Here is a 19,390-nt window from a genome sequence, read left to right as displayed (position 1 = left end):
AAAAAATCGTTAGGAGATTGAAAATGAGCTTATTCGTCAACACGAATGTGTCGTCGTTGAATGCAACTCGTCAGTTGTTTACGTCGAACAATAATTTAAGTACCGCTTTTGAACGCTTGTCATCTGGCCTTCGTATCAACGGAGCAAAAGACGATGCTGCAGGATTGCAGATTGCTAACCGTCTAACCACTCAGGTGTTAGGCTTAGATCAAGCCGTAAGAAACGCCAACGATGGCATATCTTTATCGCAAACCATTGAAGGGGCATTAGCCGAAACCACTACGGCATTGCAAAGAATACGCGTGTTAGCTATTCAGTCTCAAAATGGTATCAACTCATCTTCTGATAGAGTTGCCCTTCAAAAAGAGGTCACGGCCTTAAAAAATGAAATGAGCCGTGTTGCCGCCACGTCGCAATTTGGTGGAGTAAACGTTTTAGACGGTTCATTTTCCTCTTCCTTTTTGGTAGGTGCCAACGCAGGGCAAACTATAAGCGTGAATGTTGAGCGTATAGGTGGATTTGGTGCATCTGGGCTAAATGTTGCCAATTCAGATGTACTAACTGAAGCCAACGCTTCAGCAGCTATGACAGCTGTATCAAACGCAATTTCTATTATCGATGCCCAGCGCGCTGACTTAGGTGCGATTCAAAATCGATTCCAATCAACTATTCGTAATTTAAGTAATATTTCTGAGAATGTCTCATCGGCAAGAAGTCGTATTAGGGATACTGATTTTGCCGTAGAAACGGCAGAACTCACCCGTTGGCAGATCATTCAACAAGCCAGTGTTACCGTATTGGGTCAAGCCAACCAACGTCCACAAGCAGCATTGCAACTATTACAAGGCTAATCAATAAAGCAAGAGTACTTTAGATATAGAAAAACGGTCGAATTGCAAGAATGTGGGGACAGGCTGCAACCGACCGAGGGATACGACATTGTTATTTGTTATCAAGACATTAGAACAAATGTCAGTGTGAGGTTCTGTGATTTAACAATATTTGAGCCTAGGCTTTTTGTTAAATCGCCGACAGACAAAACAAAAGCCAGGAGGTAGTGAGGTTTTGAGGTTTAGGCCATCAATTCTGTCTGTCAGCTTGAGCATAAGCTCACACATTTTTACATTTGTTTTGTGCTTGTAACACTTAACAAAATAGCTAACCAGGGTACCAGCTAGCAATTATACATAAGCATGTAACGTGCCAATCATGCATTTAACATGTCAATTTTAATATTAGCAACACCAAAATACCACTGACACTAAAATAAAAATATAAGTCGGTGAATGGTTAGGAGAGAAAAAATGAGTTTATATGTAAATACAAACGTATCGTCGATAAATGCAAAGCGCCAGCTATTTACGTCGAACAATAACTTGAATACAGCGTTTGAAAGGCTGTCTTCGGGTTTTCGGATCAACGGGGCAAAAGATGATGCGGCTGGACTGCAAATATCTAACCGATTAACGACCCAAGTGTTAGGTTTAGATCAAGCCGTGCGTAATGCTAACGACGGCATATCTTTATCGCAAACCATAGAAGGGGCATTAGCCGAAACCACTACCGCTTTGCAACGTATTCGGGTGTTGGCGGTGCAGTCACAAAACGGTATTAATTCATCGTCAGATAGAGTGGCATTGCAAAAAGAAGTGACGGCTTTGAAAAATGAAATGAGCCGAATTGCCTCTACATCTCAATTTGGTGGGGTCAATGTACTAGATGGCTCTTACTCTTCACAATTTTTAGTGGGCGCCAACGCCGGGCAAACCATTAGTGTCAATGTATCTCGTGCTGGTGGATTTGGCGCTTCGGGTTTAAGTGTGGCCGATGCTTCTGTGCTAACCGAGTCGGATGCATCGAGAGCTATGACCACTATTTCTCAAGCCATCTCGATAATAGATGCCAAGCGGGCCGATTTAGGGGCGATTCAAAACCGTTTTCAGTCGACCATTAGAAATTTAAGTAACATTTCTGAAAACGTATCTGCGGCAAGAAGTCGTATCCGGGATACAGATTTTGCCGTCGAAACGGCAGAGTTGACCCGCTGGCAGATCATCCAGCAAGCCAGTGTGACTGTTTTGGGGCAAGCGAACCAACGTCCACAGGCAGCACTTAGTTTACTTGGATAGTACTTTAATGAAAATAAGAGGGTAGGAATGAGAGGCCGACCCAGGGCTGTGCCCTAAAAGTGAAGATAGGATCTTACTGTGATAGGCTAGGGAGGGCACTATTTATTAAGCTATGGCATGATTGAGTTGATGCCGTGGTTACAACCGAGTTTGCTCCAACTCCTAACGTGAGCAAGTTGGTCGGGGACGTCCTTCAAAGGTTTTTGCCCCGGCCTTTTTTATATTTAGGCCATAAAGGGCGTTGTTTCAAGCCTTGTGGCACAAACAGTATTTCTGCGTTTGCTTTACATCTTAGTTGTGTAAATTAAAACGCCGACTAACAGGACCGAGAGTGTAGAAGTTTGGTTGAGAGGCCAGTATTCAGCTCTTCTAACCCTGCCAGTCGGACAGAAACCTTATTTGCTCCATCTCCTAACGTGAGCAAGTTGGTCGAGGAACCCTGAAAAGGGATTTTCCTCGGCCTTTTTTCTTTAGCAACCATTCAATATTTTCATATTCAGCTTGCTAGTAAATATAATAAAGCATTTAGTGTGCCATAATTATCCTAGTGCATCTGTTTTCAATAATGAAGCGTTTTTTATATACAATAAGACCAAAACACCTAGGGTTGCAATTTGTGGCTATTGCCATAAAGACTCGCTTCTCTGTTACTTTGTATATATCAATTCACCTAAATAAAAATGCACAGTTGGCAAGTATTCTAAAAAAAAAGTTAAAATAAAATTAAAGTTTCTAATGAAGGGGTCGATAGCCTTAGTTGAGGGGCATTCTATTTGATTGCTTTTGGTCTCACTTAAGATAGAGGTGTTTTAGGTGAGGTAAGTGAGGAGATGGACAAGAAGAGGTTCTTGACCATCTACATTGAGGCAAACTTACTGGTACAAACACGTTATCGGCGTGCGGTGAGTTTTCAGGAGGTTTTTTATGGGATTATTTGTTAACACAAATGTATCGTCTTTGAATACTCAGCGTCAGCTGTTCAATTCAGGGCAAGCTTTAAATACATCTTTCGAAAGATTATCTTCAGGTTTTCGGATTAACCGTGCGGCAGATGATGCTGCGGGACTGCAAATATCTGATCGATTAACGACCCAAGTTCAAGGTTTAAATCAAGCGGTGCGAAATGCCAACGATGCGATTTCATTAACACAAACGGCAGAGGGTGCCTTGGGTGAGGTAACAAACTCACTACAGCGTATTCGCGTTTTAGCAGTGCAATCACAAAACGGTATCAACTCATCGGCTGATCGTGGAGCTTTGCAGAAAGAAGTATCGGCTCTGAAGCAAGAAATAAGTCGTATTGCTCAAAATACCCAGTTTGCTGATACTGATTTATTAAAAGGTGACTATTCGGCAACTTTCTTGGTAGGTGCAAATGGTGGCCAGAATATTACAGTTTCCATTAAACAAGATGGTGGTTATGGAGCTTCTGGCTTGGCGATTGGTGATACTACAGTTAAGACTGCCACTGAGGCATCTGGAGCCTTGACGGCTATCGACGCTGCTATTTCAACTATAGGCGGTGCTCGTGCCGACTTAGGTGCCTTGCAAAACCGTTTTCAGTCAACTATTCGTAACCTGAGTAATATTTCTGAGAACATAGCAGGCGCACGTTCACGTATTCGTGACACCGACTTTGCCGTTGAAACCGCTGAACTAACTAGAAACCAGATAGTTCAGCAAGCGTCTTTATCGGTATTAAGTCAAGCTAACCAAAGACCTCAGACAGCCCTATCATTGCTTGGCTAGACGTTGCTTTTTAGCTTTTCATAATAGTCTTTGGGTAGCTACTTTTATCAGTAGCTACTCGCGTTTTTATTAGAGGTGATTTATGGAGATTAATACATCACAAGTTGCTCAAAGTTTTGTTCAACCTCAAGTTGAACCTACTTCAGATTTGGGTAGGGTTAAAGATGCCTCTGAAAATGAAGTGAGTACAAAACAGCAACAAGCTAAAGATTTTTCAACTGTTGCCGACATAGAAATACAGAAGCAAGCGTCTTTTGATATCAATGTTGAGCAAATTGATTCTGCCATTTCGCAAATAAGCGAGTTTGTGCAAAGTAACAATAGACAGTTAAATTTTTCGGTAGACGAAGGCAGCAACAAACAAGTTGTAAGAGTAACAGATGCCAGCTCAGGAGAGGTAATTCGGCAAATTCCTTCCGAAGAGGTATTGAAACTCTCGGAGCGCCTTAAAGAATTACAAACCGATGTGGGTAATGCGGTAGGCCTACTATTTAATAAGCAAGTTTAGTATCCTTTGAAGTGAAGGTTATCCTTCAAGCTAATTGTTGGAAACGAGGTGAGTTATGACGATTCAGTCATTAGGAGTAGGTTCAGGCTTAGATCTAGAAGGGTTAGTGACTCAGCTACTTGAAGCTGAGCGAAAACCAAAAACAGACGCATTGGACTCGAAAGAAGAAAGTGTTGAAGCTGAAATATCTGGCTTAGGTAAGTTAAAGTCTAAACTCGAGGATTTCCAAAAATCTGTCGATGATTTGCGAAGCGATGAAAACCTCAAGGGCCGAGAGCCCACTATAAATAACCCATCAGAAGGTGTCGAACCCTTTACCGCTAAGGCGTCTAACAGTGCATTAGAAGGAGACTATCATTTAGCTGTCACTCAACTTGCCGGTGGCAGTCGTATTGAAACTGCAGACGCAGTTGATGGAGGCTACGCTAACTCTTCTGATACTGTACTCAGTGCAGGAAGCGCCAGTCTTACCTTTAAAATTGACGCAAGTAGTGATGCCTTTACTATTAATTTGAATGCCGGTGATTCATTAGAAGATTTACGCAACGCTATTAATGCTTCAGACGATAATTTTGGTGTTACTGCCAGTATAATCGATACCGGTACGCTAGATGGTGGCGCAAAACTGGTGTTCACTTCTGATACTACAGGTGCGGGTAATGATTTAATCATTGTTAATGACAATGATGTGGCTGAACTAGATCTTGTGTCAACTACCGACTCTTCTGAAGCTTCTACCTATCTAGCGCCTGTTAGGTCAGCTCAAAATGCTAAAGCCACAATCGATGGTATAGATGTCGAAAGTGAAACCAACAAGTTTGAGAATGTCATTGAAAATGTCAGTTTTGAAGCCTCTGAATTATCTGAGCTAAATGCTGATGGAGTGACCTTTAAAACCTCAAAGCTTAGTATTGGCTATGATAAAGAAGCTGTTGAGGAGACCATCAGAGAATTTGTAACTAATTTTAATGCCTTGCAAGCCGAGATAAAACTGCTGACAAAATACGGTGAATCTGACTTAGAAGAAGATGGCGCGCTGGCCGGCGATTCTTTAGTTAGAGGGATACAAACGGGTATAAACAATATTCTATTTTCTTCCGTTGACTCATCCGTCTTAGGTGGTCTTTTTCAGATTGGCATTGAGTTAAATGATCAAAATGAATTGGAAATAAGCTCAAGCGATAATATTGGATTAGGCAGTGGAGACGATCGACTGCAAGATGCACTGGATGATAATTTCGATCAAATAGCCGCTTTATTTACCGATGAAAACCAAGGTATCGCGGTACGCTTGTATGATTACGTTGAAGAATATACCAGCTATAGTGGTTTACTTAAGTCTAGGGAAAATTCAGCAAAAGATCAGAGAGAAAAGATCTATGACGAAAGACTCACTCTAGAAATGAGATTAGCCAATACAGAACAAATATTGCGCGATAAATATCTAAATCTCGACCAAACAGTATCAAGTTTAAATTCAACAGGTGCTGCGTTAATGGCGTCACTAGGCTAAAAACAATGCAGTTAACTTATCTAGAGATTGGAAGAACAATATGGCATTAAAAGGCATCAATGCCTACAAAAAAGGCAATTTAAAGCAAGATATCAGCCAAGCTGATCCTCACAAATTAACTTTGATGTTAATGCAAGGCACGCTCGACAAGCTGGCGTATACTAAAGGCTGTATCGAGCGAAAGGACTTTGCAGGTAAGTCTGAGCATATCTCTCGCGCGACTGCTATTTTGATGAACTTACGTGACACGCTTGATTTAGAAGCGGGTGGTGACGTGGCTGATAACCTGTTTTCACTCTACGATTATATGGTACAGCGTTTAGTAGATGCGAATGTGCAGAATAGCTTGAAGATTGTTGATGAAGTGATTACTCTGCTTTTACCTATAAAAGCAGCCTGGACGCAAATTCCTGAGTCAGCTAAGCAAGAGGCTTATGAAATGCAAAGGCAAAAACGTCAAGCAACAGTTTGAAAAAATTAATATTAAATCATAGCTTTACACCTTCAACGTTAAAGAATATCAATAGCAAGCTATTACAGCTAAGGGCTGAGAACGACCCTGATGAATCAAAATTCTTGAAACTCGTACTTGAACGGGATGAGTTTATTCAGGAATTCCTTAAAAACCTTCCAGAAAATGAAAAAAATAAGTTTGCAACGGCCGAGTTGCAAGTAAATGGCGCGTTAGTTGCTTATGCAGAAGAATTATTCAAAGCGTCATTAAATCAGCTCAGTGGTTTAGTGCGTGGGCGCAAGGCAGTAAAAAAATATAAGTGATTGGTGATTTAATCCCTTGTATGATGCTAGATACTAAGTCCATGATTTGACGCCAATACTATAAAAATAAGGTCGTTTATGTTCGATAATAAAGCAATTCTAATAACGGGCGGCACAGGTTCTTTTGGTAAACGTTTTTCGGCCTACTTAATCAAGAACTACTCCCCCAAAAAAGTGATTATTTATTCTCGTGATGAGCTGAAACAATTTGAGATGCAGCAACAATTTGACGCACCTTGTATGCGATTTTTTATTGGTGATGTACGTGACAAAGAGCGCATGATATCAGCCATGCGCGATGTGGATTATGTGGTGCATGCCGCCGCATTAAAGCAAGTGCCCGCAGCGGAATATAACCCTAATGAGTGTATCAAAACCAATATCAATGGTGCCCAAAATGTCATCGATGCGGCAATAGCTGCCGATGTAAGTCGAGTGATTGCCTTATCTACAGATAAAGCGGCCAACCCGGTTAATCTATATGGTGCAACAAAGCTTGCCTCTGACAAATTGTTTGTGGCAGCTAATAATATCTCTGGCGCTAAAGGCCCTCGATTTGCCGTGGTGCGCTATGGCAATGTGGTCGGTTCAAGAGGCTCGGTTGTTCCTTTTTTTCATCAATTACTGCGAGACGGCATCACTAAATTGCCTGTCACTCACCCAGAGATGACGCGCTTTTGGATCACCTTAGATGAAGGTGTTGAATTTGTAGTGAAAAATTTTCAACGCATGCAAGGAGGGGAGATATTTGTTCCTAAAATTCCTTCGGTGCGTATTCTAGATTTAGTTGAGTCCATCAGCGGCAGCAAAGAATACGATTTAGTTGGGATCCGCCCTGGTGAAAAGCTTCACGAAGTGATGGTACCTGAAGAAATGGCCCATCATTCTCTTGAGTTTAATGATCATTACGTAATCACCCCTGCGATTAAGTTTTTTGATAAAACTGTTAACTATTTACAGAATAAATTGGGAGAGACAGGCCAACCTGTGGCCGACAAGTTCGAATACCATTCTGGAACCAATCCACAATTTTTAAGTGTTGCCGAATTAAAGACACTTGATAATAACACTCTTTATTAGGCCTGCTTGTAAATGATCCCATATGGAAAACATCTTGTAGATGAGCAAGATGTCGATGCAGTTGTTGATGTATTACGCAATCAAAATTTGACCCAAGGGGCGATTGTCCCGAAGTTTGAGCAAGCGCTATGTGACTATACCTCGTGCCAATATGCAACGGCTGTTAACAGTGCTACTTCTGGTTTACATTTGGCTTGTTTAGCGGGCGGCGTGCAACAATATGACTTAGTTTGGACTGTCCCAAATTCGTTTGTAGCTTCGGCTAATTGCGCCCTTTATTGCGGTGCAAAAATCGATTTTGTCGACATTAATGCGTCTACCCGCAACATTGATGTGGAGGCCTTAGGGAAAAAACTTGTTGTCGCAGCTAAAACAAACGCGTTACCTAAGGCGCTGATTGTTGTGCATTTTTCTGGACTAAGCTGTGACATGCAAGCTATCCATAATTTAACTCAGAAATACCAAGTATTACTGATTGAGGATGCGGCCCATGCATTGGGAGGGAGTTATCAGCAACGAAAAGTGGGAAGTTGCCAATATTCTGATATGTCGGTGCTGAGTTTTCATCCGGTTAAATCCATTACCAGCGCAGAAGGCGGAGCGGTGCTCACCAACAGTAAAACTTACGATACTAAAGTAAAACTTCTGGCTAAACATGGGGTGACCCGTGATGTTGAGCAAATGACCTGTGAAAGTCCTGGTCCTTGGTACTACCAACAAATTGCACTGGGCTTCAATTATCGCCTTAGTGATTTACATGCCGCCTTGGGGCTATCGCAATTGACTAAGTTAGACGGTTTTATTGCTCGGCGTACAGAGTTGGCCTTGAATTATCAAAACGCGCTGGCAGATTTACCCCTAAAACTGCCTATTTTTAGTGATGATTCAAATAGTGCTTGGCATATATACATGGTTGAAGTGCTGCAACATGATCGCAAAACCATTTTTGAGCAATTACAGGCACGAGGCGTAGGGGTGAATGTGCATTATATTCCGATCCACCTGCAGCCTTATTATCAACAATTTGGTTTTAAGCAAGGTGACTTTCCCATTTCTGAGCAGTTCTACCATAACGCTCTCACATTGCCTCTTTTTCCTAGCCTAGAAGATGCGCAGCAAAACACCGTTATTGATGTATTACATAAGGTATTGCAATGAATCTTGCGATAATCCCAGCTCGAGGAGGGAGTAAAAGGATACCGGGTAAAAACAGCAAACTGTTTGCCGGAAAGCCTCTTATCGCTTATTCCATTCAAGCTGCAATAGAAAGTGACGTGTTCGATAAAATAATTGTCTCGACGGATAGTCAACAAATCGCAGATATCGCAAAAAGTTATGGCGCAGAGGTGCCTTTTTTAAGACCCACTGCTTTGTCTGATGACTACGTGGGCACGGGGCCAGTGACTAAACATGCACTGGAGTTTTGTGTTGAGCATTTTTTTGAACCCGAATTCTGTTGTTGTATCTACGCCACGGCACCGTTTTTAACTGCGGGCTATTTAAAACAAGGTCTGCAAAGTTTAGTAACGCAACAACACAAGCAGTACGCGTTTTCGGTGGCAAGCTTTGGTTTTCCTGTACAACGGGCGCTAAAACGGGCTGATGCTGGTGTAGTTCCAATGTATCCTGAACATATTGGTAAACGCTCTCAAGATCTTGAGGAGGCATACCACGATGCAGGGCAGTTTTATTGGGGGCGCAGCTCGGCTTTTCTGCAAAGCAAAGCTATGTTCCAGCAGCATAGTATTCCGATTATTTTACCCAGGCATTTAGTGCAAGATATTGATACACCAGAAGACTGGCAACGAGCAGAATTAATGTATAAAGCTTACATTCAAGGGCAATAAAAGTGAATGAATTAAAGGCCTCCAATAGCAACAAAATACTGCTTGTCAGAATGTTAGCGTCCGGCGATGTTTGTGCTATCGGCTTGCCGGTGTTGCGTTATTTTCAGGATACCCAGCCTGATGCAGAAATCCACTTCCTGACTTTCGGCGACGGGGCAGAACTAATCAAATTGGCCGAGCCCAAGGTGATTATTCATCAGGTGACTCAAGCCCAGTGGCCCGATGACTTTTTTTTAGCTTTAGAGTCGTTCTTGGGACTAGCCGAACAGATAATAGGCGAGGCCTACAGCCAAATTATTAATTTGGATACCGCCTTTATGCCATGCTTTTTGGCGCGTTTTTTGGCTGATGCCGGTGAGCCTGTTAGTGGCAACTATATTAATATGTCAGTTGAACAATTGTTGCAACAAGTGCAAGTTCAAAGCTTGCAAGCCGAATACGTTAATTCAGCGTCCTCTTATTTGGCAAGCACTTTTGTCAATATGCATAAATGGCATAGTCGTTGGTGGCAATATGATGTTGAGGTTGAAGGGGGATATCCAGAGTTTTATTTAACTAAATGCTGTGGACTGATTGCAGATAACTTACAGCACACTATTACAGTGGGTGCCGATAAACGTTTAGCAAAAAAAGCAAAAACTCACAAAGTGATAGGCCTATGCTTAGACCAGTCAGATGATGGTTACCTTTACCCTTACAGCGGGCAATTAAAAAGACAATTACAGCAGCAAGGTTTTGTTGTATGGCTCGAAGAAGAAGCCAAAGGGGATATTCGCACTTTACTTAAAATGCTTAAAGCCAGTGATTTAATGGTTTGCAAACCCAGTGGATATCGCTGGTATGCACAAGCGGTGCAATGCCCAACTCTGTTAGTAAGTGGTGCGGGTGAACCCGCCTTATTTATGCCGGAATTTGCCACTGATCCTGTGCTGCCTTGTGAGGTACATGCTGTTAATAACCAAAAAATAGAAGGACTTAGCTGTAACTGCGACAAACCCGAAGATTTAGTAGAAAGCATAGAGTCTATTTTTGCTCATTTTGAGGAGCAACAAGATGAATGAGATAAAAATAGCAGATCGAAAAATAGGCCAAACACATAAGCCTTTTATTATTGCCGAACTTAGCGGTAACCACAGTCAACAGTTAGATTTAGCCATAAAGATGGTCGAGGCGGCGGCAAAAGCCGGCGTCGATGCCATAAAACTGCAGACCTACACCGCAGATAGCATGACGCTAGATGTTAATAAGCCAGGCTTTGTAATCGAAGAGCAAGATAACCTCTGGCGGGGTGAGTCTTTACATGCTTTATACCAAAAGGCGGCCACACCCTATGAATGGCACCAGCAGCTATTTAACCGCGCCAAAGAGTTGGGCATGTTGGCTTTTAGTTCGCCTTTTGATGAAGATGCGGTGGATTTTTTGGCCGACCTCGAGGTGCCTTGTTTTAAAATTGCGTCTTTCGAGCTAACCGATTTACCCCTTATTCGCAAGGCGGCCGCTCAAGGTAAGCCGCTTATTATGTCTACTGGCATGGCAACTTTAAGTGAAATTGAAGAGGCAGTAAGTTGCGCTAAGCAGGCCGGTTGCCAAGATATTATCTTACTTAAATGCACCAGCACTTATCCGGCATTACCCTGCAATACTAATCTCAATACCATTCCGCACTTGCGCGATGCCTTTGGCTGCCAAGTGGGGTTATCGGATCATACTGCCGGTGTTGGCGCATCGGTTGCGGCGGTAGCATTGGGTGCCACTGTAATAGAAAAACACTTTGTGCTGGATCGCAGCGCAGGTGGAGTGGATGCGGCGTTTTCCCTTGAGCCTGATGAGTTGACATTGTTGGTCTGTGAAACTGAAAGGGCATGGCAGGCCATGGGCAGCGTGGTGTATGGCGGCAGTGCGGCAGAAGAAAAATCTAAACAATACCGCCGTTCAATCTACGTCAGCCAAGATATTCAAGCTGGTGATGAATTGGGGCCACATAACCTTAAAATTGTCCGTCCGGCCTTTGGCCTAGCCCCCAAACATTGGGATAAAGTGCAAGGCAAACACGCGAAGCAGAGTATGACTAAAGGCACCCCACTTAGTTGGGATGGGGTGGAATAGCCTAGATGCAAGTGGTGATCAGAACCGATGCCAGCGCTGAAATCGGCCTTGGGCATTTAATGCGGTGCTTGGCTCTGGCACAAGCTTTAGTGGCTGAATTGGTTGAGGTTATCTTTGTGCTCAAAAGTCACAGCGTGCCTTTTTGCCAATCCCGCCACGATTGGGCCGGTCAGGTTAAAGTCTTGCCACAAGATATCAGCCAGCAAAATGAAATCAGCTGGATGCAGCAGCAATGCTGGTTTGCTCAGAGCCAGTTTGTGGTGCTCGATGGCTATCAGTTTGATCAACATTATCGGCAACAGCTTGCCAAGGCCAGTGAAAAACTGGTGCTATTCGATGATGCTAATCTTGCGGGAAACTTGCATGCTGATTTGATTATCAATGGGGCGCAACCGCTGCAAGCCGATTATTACGCAAAGTGTGCGCCCAATGCGCTGTTATGTGTCGGTGAGCGCCATCGTATTTTGCGTCAGGAATTTTATCATCAGCCTTGTATTGCTTGGCCGCAGCGCCATTCATTAACGCTAATTATGGGCGGCAGTGATCCTAAAAATATAACGCTCCCCTTACTTCACGCCTTAGATGAGCAACAGGCCAATATGCCTATTAGGGTGATAGTGGGTGCCGGCTATGCAGATTTGCCCCAGTTACAGGCATTTATCCAACGCAGTGGTTTAAGTATTCAGTTATTGGTGGATTGCCAGCAGATAGCAGATATATTCAGTTATAGCCGACTGGTTGTCTCGGCCGCAGGGGGCAGTCAATACGAATTATTGGCTTGTGCAACCCCCGCCATTTTATTGGTAGTGGCAGCCAATCAGCAACAGGCAACAAAGCGCGCCAGTGAACAAGGCTGGTGTCAAAGTGCGGATATTAGTCAACAAGCAAACTTTGCCTTATTAGCCCAGCACATCATCAACTTATGGCAAAATGAAACGGCATTACACAAAATGCATCAACATGCCCAGCGCTTGGCCGATACACAAGGAGCGAGTCGCGTGCTGGAAAAAATCAGCGAGATGTTGCGGGATTAATTTTTGAAGTTGAGAGAAATTTTTAAGTTGAGAATCAAAGAGTGACTGAACTAACACCAGATTGGCCCCCACATTTTCGAAAATATGGCATTCACTTATGCCCTGTAACCGATGCCGATTTGGAATTAATACGGGGCTGGCGTAATGATCAGGAGATTAACCAACATATGTTGGATCAATCTTATATTACCCAACAGATGCAGCAGGCTTGGTTTAAGCGATTGCAAGGTGATACATCTCAGGTTTATTGGTTAATTATGTTTAAGGATGAGAAAATAGGCGTGGCTTCGCTGACCAATATTGACCGTGAAAAGGGCACTGCCGAACCGGGTATGTATATTTTTACCGAAAAATATAAAAATAATATTGTGCCCTTCTGCGCCGCATTTGCGCTAAATGACTTTGCGTTTGAACAGCTTGGCAGTCAGCAATTAAAAGGGAAGATTTTTGATAACAACGGGGCATCGCTGCGGTTTCATCAAAGCTGTGGTTATGTTCAAGTCGGGGAGGCCGAAGCGGGTTTGCTGCATTTTGTACTGACAGCCGACCAATATATTCCGGCTCGGGATAAAATATCCCACTTTATTCGATATTAAAGGTGTAGTCATAAGATGACGCAAATGTTGCAAGATAAACACATAGTGATCACCGGTGCCTCAAGGGGAATTGGCTTGGCCATCGCCCAATTGTTTGCCCAGCATGGTGCAACACTCTATTTACTAGGCCAGAGTCAACAGACATTAGATAGCCTGTGTGATGATTTAAGCCAACAGTTTTCAGCGCAATGCCATGCTTTTGTGGCCGATGTGTCTGACCCACACAGTGTCAAACAGGCTTTTAATCAAATATTTAAGTTAAATAAGTCGTTGGATGTGCTGGTGAATAATGCCGGTGTGTTGGATGATGCATTACTCGGCATGGTCAATCAAACACAGATTGAGTCCACCTTTGCCACCAATAGTTTTAGCATCTTGTACACCAGTCAATATGCCAGCCGCTTGATGCAGCGGGCAGGGGGCGGAAGTATCATTAATTTGGCTTCAATTATCGGTAAAGTGGGCAATGCAGGGCAAGCTGTTTACGCCGGCAGTAAAGCGGCAGTGATTGGCATTACATTATCTTTGGCCAAAGAGCTAGCCGCCAAACAAATTCGCGTCAATGCCATCGCCCCTGGCTTTATTAATACCGATATGACCTCACATTTATCAGCAGATATCACCCAACAGCGGATCGACAGTATTGCCATGGAGCGCATGGGCGAAGCCAAAGATGTGGCCAATACCGCCTTGTATCTAGCCTCGGATCTGTCTGCTTATGTTACCGGCCAAGTGATTGGTGTTGATGGTGGCATGTTAATTTAGTTATAAATATTTTAAAGGAAAAGCACAATGAATTCAGACAAGTTGTTTCAGGTTTTTGTGACCGGTTTAGGAGTCGAAATTGGGAAAATCAATGACGAACTGGCCTATAACAGTATTCCGCAATGGGATTCCACCGCGCATATGATCTTGATTGCAGAGCTAGAAAATCAGTTTGATGTCATGCTCGATACTGACGATATTATTGATCTGAGTTCGGTAGCTAAAGCCCGTGAAATTTTGGCTAAATATGATGTTAAGTTTGACTAATTTGTCGCAGAATTTTTGTCGCGAAATTTGGGTATAGCAATGTTTTTTCAAGACTTGGCCCGATTCAGCAGTGAGATTGCGCTGATCGAAGGGCAACAGATACTCAGCTATGCTCAATTGCAGGCACGGGTTGAGGAATTTAGCGCCCAGTTACCCACTTTCCCTGCACTGGTCATATTAAAAGGCGGTAACGATATTGCCAGTCTGGTGGCTTATTTAGCCTGTTTAAAGTTGGGTCATCCAATTTTACTGGCCGATAAACAAATCAGTGACGAGCACTTAAATCGGTTGAAAAGTTTATATCAACCAAATTTGTTGATTGAAGCGGGTCATATCCAACAACTAAATACTCATCAACATGCTGTTGATGATCGTTTGGCACTGTTGTTATCTACCTCAGGTTCGACCGGCTCGCCCAAACAAGTGTGTTTATCAAAAGCCAATTTACAGGCCAACGCTGATTCTATTTGCCAGTATTTACCCATAAAAGCCAGCGATAAAACAATGACCACTCTGTCACCTGCATATTCTTATGGCTTGTCGGTCATTAATAGCCATTTGTTGTGTGGCGCGACTATCGTACTCAATGATCATAGCTTAATCAGTCGTGGGTTTTGGGATAGCTTTGAGCAACACCAGATCAATAGTTTTGCCGGTGTGCCTTACAGCTATGAGATGCTATTGCGTCTTCGATTTAATCAAAAAAACTTGCCGAGCTTGCGTTATTTTACCCAAGCGGGCGGTAAGCTAGCGTCGGAGAAAGTCCAACTACTGAGTGACTTTGCCGAGCACAATGGTAGCCAATTTTTTGTGATGTATGGCCAAACCGAAGCCACTGCTCGTATGGCTTATAACGGCAATGTGGCAAGTAAGCCAGAGGCTATTGGCCGGCCTATTGCCGGTGGTAATTTTCAGCTATTGGATACGCAGGGCAAACTGATTAGCCAAGCTAAGCAAAGGGGGGAGTTGGTTTATTCTGGCCCTAATGTGATGTTGGGATATGCCAATCATATTGACGATTTAGTCAGTTTTTCCCCCAGTTCAGAATTGAACACCGGCGACTTGGCCTATCGGGATAACCAAGGTGATTATTTTATCTGCGGGCGTAAAAATCGGATGATTAAACCCTTCGGTCAGCGGATTAATTTAGATGAAGTCGAAGCGCTATTGGCCGATAAAGAGCTTGAGGCGGCGGCCGTTGGCAGTGATAATAAATTACAAATAGCCATAGTGGCACCAAAAACCGTTCCATTGGCACTTGATAAACTACAACAACAACTTAGTCGCGAGTTATCTTTGCATTTCAGTTGCATTGACCTGCGCCAGATACACAAAATTGATTTAACCACTAACAATAAACGTGATTATGCTAAGTTACAGGCATGGTTTCATCAGCCAGAATAAGAAAAGCAATAATGCCTAAGGAAAAGATCTAGCTTTATGTTAAAAAATATCCGTTTGCATCTAGATCAAGATGAAACCAAACAAGAACAAATCGAACAAAGTGTGTCGGTTGATATTCAATCTCGATATCAGAATAACTTGCGGGCGTTTCGTTTTCATATTCCATCGGTACTGCCCTATATCGAGCATATCAAAAGTCAGAATATTTCCATATTTGTTAACAAGTTTGGCCAGTATAATATGGTCGATTACGGTGTTGGACGAACTTTTTATGGTATGCACCCTGAACAAGAAATTGAACAACAGTATATTCAACAGAGTCTTCACTGCCATTATATTGACTTTAATGCCGGCCAATTAGACTCGTCTTCTCTGCCCTCTCAAGAGCAACCCAAACTCGCGAAGTTGCCTGCATACCAGAATAAAATGGCAACATCAGCTTTGCCTACTGAGCTGGATGTTTTAGTGGTGCTCGGCTTGGCGATGGGCGAGCATATCAAACGCTTAATTAATGAACATAAGATAAAGCATTTAGTGATCTATGAGCCCGAAGTGCAGTATTTTCAATGTTCGGTGTTAGTGACTGACTGGGCAGAGGTGTTGGCTCAAGCTAAACAAAAAGGTACGTTAATCTATCTTCAGCTTAACAAAGATGGTCGCAACTTGTTGAGTGATATTAATGAGTTGCGTGAGCAGGTAAAAGTTGATGGGATCTTTTTATATCAACATTACCATCACCCTGTGTTTGACTCCATACACCAAGCCCAGCTTACGCGAAGTTGGAAACAGCTCAATCAAGATGGGTTAAGATACAATATGCAGCAATCGTCTAACGACTACCTGCCACATTGGACACCGTCTGTAGATATTGAAGGTTTGAGCGATGTTGAGCCGAGAACAGATACCCGGCTGCAAGCAAATTTAGCTGCCTTTGAACAGTATTTTCCTGCTATTTATCAAGAGTTTAAAGAATATCAGCCGCACAGTTGGTTACCCGTTAAAAATGCTCAGGGGCAAGTTAATGTTCTAAAAATGGATTCAATGACGCCTTGGCATGGTGACGACCCACAACAAGAATGCCAATGGAATTTTGAGACTTTTTCCCAGCAGCCCAATAAAGATGGCTTAGTGCTCGGTTACCAAGGCACAAAGCTACAACATTACACCCACTACCGTTTTGTGAGTCAAACCGAAAAATTATTAAATGAATTGGAGGAAGCTCAAGGGCAGTTGCCTGAAAAGATTAAGTCTTTGATCATGTTTGGCATTGGGATGGGCTATCAAATTGAAACGCTTTTTGCTGAACATCAGGTAGAAAAATTGTTTTTGTGTGAGCCAAATCGCGACTTTTTCTATGCCTCTTTGTTTGCCATCGACTGGGCTAATATTTTGCAACGTGTCGATGAAAGTGGTGGTCGAATTTATATAAATATTGGTGATGACGGCAGCCATTTATTTCGAGATTTACTTAACCAGTTTTATGCCATCGGCCCTTATATGTTGGCCAATACTTATTTTTATCAAAGCTACTTTAATTCTGCGTTAGTTCAAGCCGTAGCGCAATTACGAGAACAGCTGCAGATCGTGATTGCTATGGGGGAATATTATGATCATGCGCGCTATGGCATTGCTCATACTACCTTAGGGATAACGCGAAATTATCCATTATTAACGGCTAAGCCATACAAGCAACTGAGTTATGCTAATAAGCAGGTGCCGGTGTTTATGGTGGGCAATGGACCATCCTTAGACGCATCTATTGAAACCATTAAGGAATGGCAGAACCAGGCTATAGTGATCTCCTGCGGCACTTCGTTGCAAGTATTATATAAGAATGGAATTCGCCCAGACTTTCATGCAGAAATTGAACAGAACCGGGCGACTTTTGATTGGTGTTGCCGAGTGGGGGATTTCGATTATTTAAAACAAATTAGCCTATTATCTTGTAACGGGATCCACCCCGATACCTGTGAGTTATTTAAAGATGTTTTTGTGGCCTTTAAAGAAGGAGAGTCCTCTACTACCTCAGCGTTAAAAATACTTGATGAGAAGCAATTTGAAACTCTTAAGTTTGCTTTTCCCACTGTGTCTAATTTTGTGATAAATGTTATCTCCAGTATGGGTTTTAATCAGCTTTATTTAATGGGGATCGATTTAGGTTTTGTCGACAATAAAAAACATCACTCAAAACAGTCGGGTTATTACCAAGAAGATGGCAAGGAGATGTATGACTATTCCGCCAAAAATAATACATCAATACAAGTGCCTGGTAATTTTCGAAAGACAGTTTTTACCAAACATGAATTTAAGGTGTCTAAGGCCATATTTGAGCAGTCACTCGCAGCCTCTAAGGCCGAATGTTTTAATTGTAGTGATGGCGCAAGAATCGAAGGTAGTATTCCACTGGTGTTTGACAATGTTTTGATCACCACTGAGCCCCAAGAAAAATCTTTAGCCATAGAGGCAATTAAACGGCAAGCCTTTAACCAGGCTAACCAAAATCATGATTATCAAAAAAGGTTCAACGCTAAATTCAAGCCCGAACGCCTAGATATTGAACTGAGCATGTTTATTAAACGTTCTGCCCAAGAGATAACCAATATTGAACAGGCGGAAGGGATGATAGAGAGTCAAAAGTCCATGCTGTTTGCCTCTTATCAGGAAGGCAAATCCTTACTTTTTTATCTGCTGTATGGCACTGTAAATTATGCCAACGCGGTGTTTAGCAAGTTGCTATCTTCTTCGGCTGATGAACAGCAAAGCCTAGAGCAATTTAATTTGGCGCGGGAAAAGTGGCAGGACACCCTTAAAGTTATTTATGATGATTATATTCATTCTCCTGAAACCTTGGATTTTTCAGTTTCTTTAGCCCTTGGTCGCGAAAAGGTTTTTATTGCTGAAAAATTAGTGTCTTACGAGTTGGGATATACTTGTACAGGAAAAAAGCATAATAACTTTGAAAGGTGGATTAGCTGGTGGCTGCCCAATCAGTCTAATTGTTTACCTTTAGATGCGTGTAAAGAAATGCCATCAACGATTGCACTTTTTAATAATGGACATGATGCTGTTCAACAATTATTGGATGGCCAAATAAACTGGCATGATCAATTAAAGGTAATGATTTTAGGGCAAGATAATCAAGCGCTATATGAACTTATTCAAAATAAAAAATTGGCTTTAATCAGTCAAGTTTGCCTTTTAGATAACCTTATAGTTGGAGTTGATGATGAGGCTTTTTTTCAAGGAGAAAAACCCTACCTTTTCGAGGACCATATGTCGACCTTTTTGGTGAGGCATATTAATGATATGGACAAAGTGGCTTATTTTATTCCTAAATTAAATTTTGTTGGTAATCTGCCTTCGAGACATCAATTTTATTGGAATAAATTAACTGACATTGTTGGTGAAGTTGAGGAGTATATTGAATATTCAACCTATCTTGTCATACCTAGGAAAGAACAGGATTGGCGAAATATACTTGTTGATTCATTGGGTAATCGCGGTAAACGTGTAAAGGGGACGATTAAGATTGCCTCATTAATAGGCAGTGAATTAAGTCTTGCTAAGGCAAAGAGTTATCTAGAGATATTTAAAAATGAATAAGTATATAAAGGC

General features: G+C 42.3%; 18 protein-coding genes. All 18 read left to right on the top strand.

Translation table 11 applies throughout. The features are described 5' to 3' along the window. The first annotated feature begins 23 nt into the window (after window positions 1–23). The 18 genes from Q0688_RS08110 (at window position 24) to Q0688_RS08025 (ending at window position 19,378) form a co-directional block, all read left to right on the top strand. On the top strand, window positions 24–851 hold the full coding sequence (locus tag Q0688_RS08110; RefSeq protein WP_299074852.1) for a flagellin: 828 nt from the start codon (window positions 24–26) through the stop codon (window positions 849–851). Between the two features lie 453 nt (window positions 852–1,304). Further along, window positions 1,305–2,129, top strand: coding sequence for a flagellin (locus Q0688_RS08105; protein ID WP_299074851.1), 825 nt, complete (start codon window positions 1,305–1,307; stop codon window positions 2,127–2,129). Window positions 2,130–3,053: 924 nt separating this feature from the next. Further along, complete coding sequence (locus tag Q0688_RS08100) at window positions 3,054–3,878, top strand: flagellin (RefSeq protein WP_299074850.1); 825 nt, start codon at window positions 3,054–3,056, stop codon at window positions 3,876–3,878. An 82-nt stretch (window positions 3,879–3,960) separates the two neighbouring features. Next, window positions 3,961–4,386, top strand: coding sequence for a flagellar protein FlaG (locus tag Q0688_RS08095; RefSeq protein ID WP_299074849.1), 426 nt, complete (start codon window positions 3,961–3,963; stop codon window positions 4,384–4,386). A gap of 55 nt (window positions 4,387–4,441) precedes the next feature. Then, the gene (gene fliD / locus Q0688_RS08090; protein ID WP_299074848.1) at window positions 4,442–5,899 is read left to right on the top strand and encodes a flagellar filament capping protein FliD; all 1,458 of its coding nucleotides are present in this window, start codon (window positions 4,442–4,444) and stop codon (window positions 5,897–5,899) included. Window positions 5,900–5,939: 40 nt separating this feature from the next. After that, entirely contained in the window at window positions 5,940–6,371 is a 432-nt protein-coding gene (gene fliS / locus Q0688_RS08085) for a flagellar export chaperone FliS (protein ID WP_299074847.1), read from the top strand. Next, on the top strand, window positions 6,368–6,676 hold the full coding sequence (locus tag Q0688_RS08080; RefSeq protein ID WP_299074846.1) for a hypothetical protein: 309 nt from the start codon (window positions 6,368–6,370) through the stop codon (window positions 6,674–6,676). Before fliS ends, Q0688_RS08080 begins: the two co-directional genes overlap by 4 nt. 78 nt (window positions 6,677–6,754) lie before the next feature. Then, window positions 6,755–7,756: a UDP-N-acetylglucosamine 4,6-dehydratase (inverting) gene (gene pseB / locus Q0688_RS08075; protein WP_299074845.1), complete on the top strand. Its 1,002-nt coding sequence runs from the start codon at window positions 6,755–6,757 to the stop codon at window positions 7,754–7,756. A gap of 12 nt (window positions 7,757–7,768) precedes the next feature. Further along, window positions 7,769–8,914, top strand: coding sequence for a UDP-4-amino-4,6-dideoxy-N-acetyl-beta-L-altrosamine transaminase (pseC, locus tag Q0688_RS08070; protein ID WP_299074844.1), 1,146 nt, complete (start codon window positions 7,769–7,771; stop codon window positions 8,912–8,914). After that, window positions 8,911–9,603: a pseudaminic acid cytidylyltransferase gene (pseF, locus tag Q0688_RS08065; protein WP_299074843.1), complete on the top strand. Its 693-nt coding sequence runs from the start codon at window positions 8,911–8,913 to the stop codon at window positions 9,601–9,603. The genes pseC and pseF overlap by 4 nt, the downstream gene beginning before the upstream one ends. Window positions 9,604–9,605: 2 nt before the next feature. Then, a complete protein-coding gene (locus Q0688_RS08060) occupies window positions 9,606–10,664 on the top strand; it encodes a hypothetical protein (RefSeq protein WP_299074842.1) in 1,059 nt (352 codons plus the stop codon). Next, a complete protein-coding gene (pseI, locus tag Q0688_RS08055) occupies window positions 10,657–11,709 on the top strand; it encodes a pseudaminic acid synthase (RefSeq protein ID WP_299074841.1) in 1,053 nt (350 codons plus the stop codon). Before Q0688_RS08060 ends, pseI begins: the two co-directional genes overlap by 8 nt. Before the next feature lie 5 nt (window positions 11,710–11,714). Next, window positions 11,715–12,743, top strand: coding sequence for a UDP-2,4-diacetamido-2,4,6-trideoxy-beta-L-altropyranose hydrolase (pseG, locus tag Q0688_RS08050; RefSeq protein WP_299074840.1), 1,029 nt, complete (start codon window positions 11,715–11,717; stop codon window positions 12,741–12,743). Window positions 12,744–12,784: 41 nt separating this feature from the next. Beyond that, a complete protein-coding gene (locus Q0688_RS08045; protein WP_299074839.1) occupies window positions 12,785–13,339 on the top strand; it encodes a GNAT family N-acetyltransferase in 555 nt (184 codons plus the stop codon). Between the two features lie 15 nt (window positions 13,340–13,354). Then, window positions 13,355–14,104, top strand: a complete 750-nt coding sequence (locus Q0688_RS08040) for an SDR family NAD(P)-dependent oxidoreductase (RefSeq protein WP_299074838.1) — start codon at window positions 13,355–13,357, stop codon at window positions 14,102–14,104. A 27-nt stretch (window positions 14,105–14,131) separates the two neighbouring features. Further along, window positions 14,132–14,371 carry an acyl carrier protein gene (locus tag Q0688_RS08035; RefSeq protein WP_299074837.1) on the top strand — a complete coding sequence of 80 codons (240 nt, stop codon included), beginning with the start codon at window positions 14,132–14,134 and terminating at the stop codon, window positions 14,369–14,371. A gap of 39 nt (window positions 14,372–14,410) precedes the next feature. Beyond that, a complete protein-coding gene (locus Q0688_RS08030) occupies window positions 14,411–15,775 on the top strand; it encodes an AMP-binding protein (protein WP_299074836.1) in 1,365 nt (454 codons plus the stop codon). Between the two features lie 36 nt (window positions 15,776–15,811). After that, complete coding sequence (locus Q0688_RS08025) at window positions 15,812–19,378, top strand: 6-hydroxymethylpterin diphosphokinase MptE-like protein (protein WP_299074835.1); 3,567 nt, start codon at window positions 15,812–15,814, stop codon at window positions 19,376–19,378. Window positions 19,379–19,390: the final 12 nt, after the last annotated feature.

Source organism: uncultured Paraglaciecola sp., from assembly GCF_937123705.1.
Lineage (GTDB): Bacteria > Pseudomonadota > Gammaproteobacteria > Enterobacterales > Alteromonadaceae > Paraglaciecola.
This window is presented reverse-complemented; position numbering and strand designations above follow the sequence as displayed.

Excerpts from the sequence above, each read along its gene's own strand:
- Q0688_RS08105 (WP_299074851.1), top strand. The coding sequence starts at position 1,305 with ATGAGTTTATATGTAAATACAAACGTATCGTCGATAAATGCAAAGCGC.
- fliS (WP_299074847.1), top strand. The coding sequence starts at position 5,940 with ATGGCATTAAAAGGCATCAATGCCTACAAAAAAGGCAATTTAAAGCAA.
- Q0688_RS08035 (WP_299074837.1), top strand. The coding sequence starts at position 14,132 with ATGAATTCAGACAAGTTGTTTCAGGTTTTTGTGACCGGTTTAGGAGTC.
- Q0688_RS08100 (WP_299074850.1), top strand. The coding sequence starts at position 3,054 with ATGGGATTATTTGTTAACACAAATGTATCGTCTTTGAATACTCAGCGT.
- Q0688_RS08025 (WP_299074835.1), top strand. The coding sequence starts at position 15,812 with ATGTTAAAAAATATCCGTTTGCATCTAGATCAAGATGAAACCAAACAA.
- pseB (WP_299074845.1), top strand. The coding sequence starts at position 6,755 with ATGTTCGATAATAAAGCAATTCTAATAACGGGCGGCACAGGTTCTTTT.
- pseI (WP_299074841.1), top strand. The coding sequence starts at position 10,657 with ATGAATGAGATAAAAATAGCAGATCGAAAAATAGGCCAAACACATAAG.
- Q0688_RS08030 (WP_299074836.1), top strand. The coding sequence starts at position 14,411 with ATGTTTTTTCAAGACTTGGCCCGATTCAGCAGTGAGATTGCGCTGATC.
- Q0688_RS08095 (WP_299074849.1), top strand. The coding sequence starts at position 3,961 with ATGGAGATTAATACATCACAAGTTGCTCAAAGTTTTGTTCAACCTCAA.
- pseF (WP_299074843.1), top strand. The coding sequence starts at position 8,911 with ATGAATCTTGCGATAATCCCAGCTCGAGGAGGGAGTAAAAGGATACCG.
- fliD (WP_299074848.1), top strand. The coding sequence starts at position 4,442 with ATGACGATTCAGTCATTAGGAGTAGGTTCAGGCTTAGATCTAGAAGGG.
- pseC (WP_299074844.1), top strand. The coding sequence starts at position 7,769 with ATGATCCCATATGGAAAACATCTTGTAGATGAGCAAGATGTCGATGCA.
- pseG (WP_299074840.1), top strand. The coding sequence starts at position 11,715 with ATGCAAGTGGTGATCAGAACCGATGCCAGCGCTGAAATCGGCCTTGGG.
- Q0688_RS08110 (WP_299074852.1), top strand. The coding sequence starts at position 24 with ATGAGCTTATTCGTCAACACGAATGTGTCGTCGTTGAATGCAACTCGT.
- Q0688_RS08040 (WP_299074838.1), top strand. The coding sequence starts at position 13,355 with ATGACGCAAATGTTGCAAGATAAACACATAGTGATCACCGGTGCCTCA.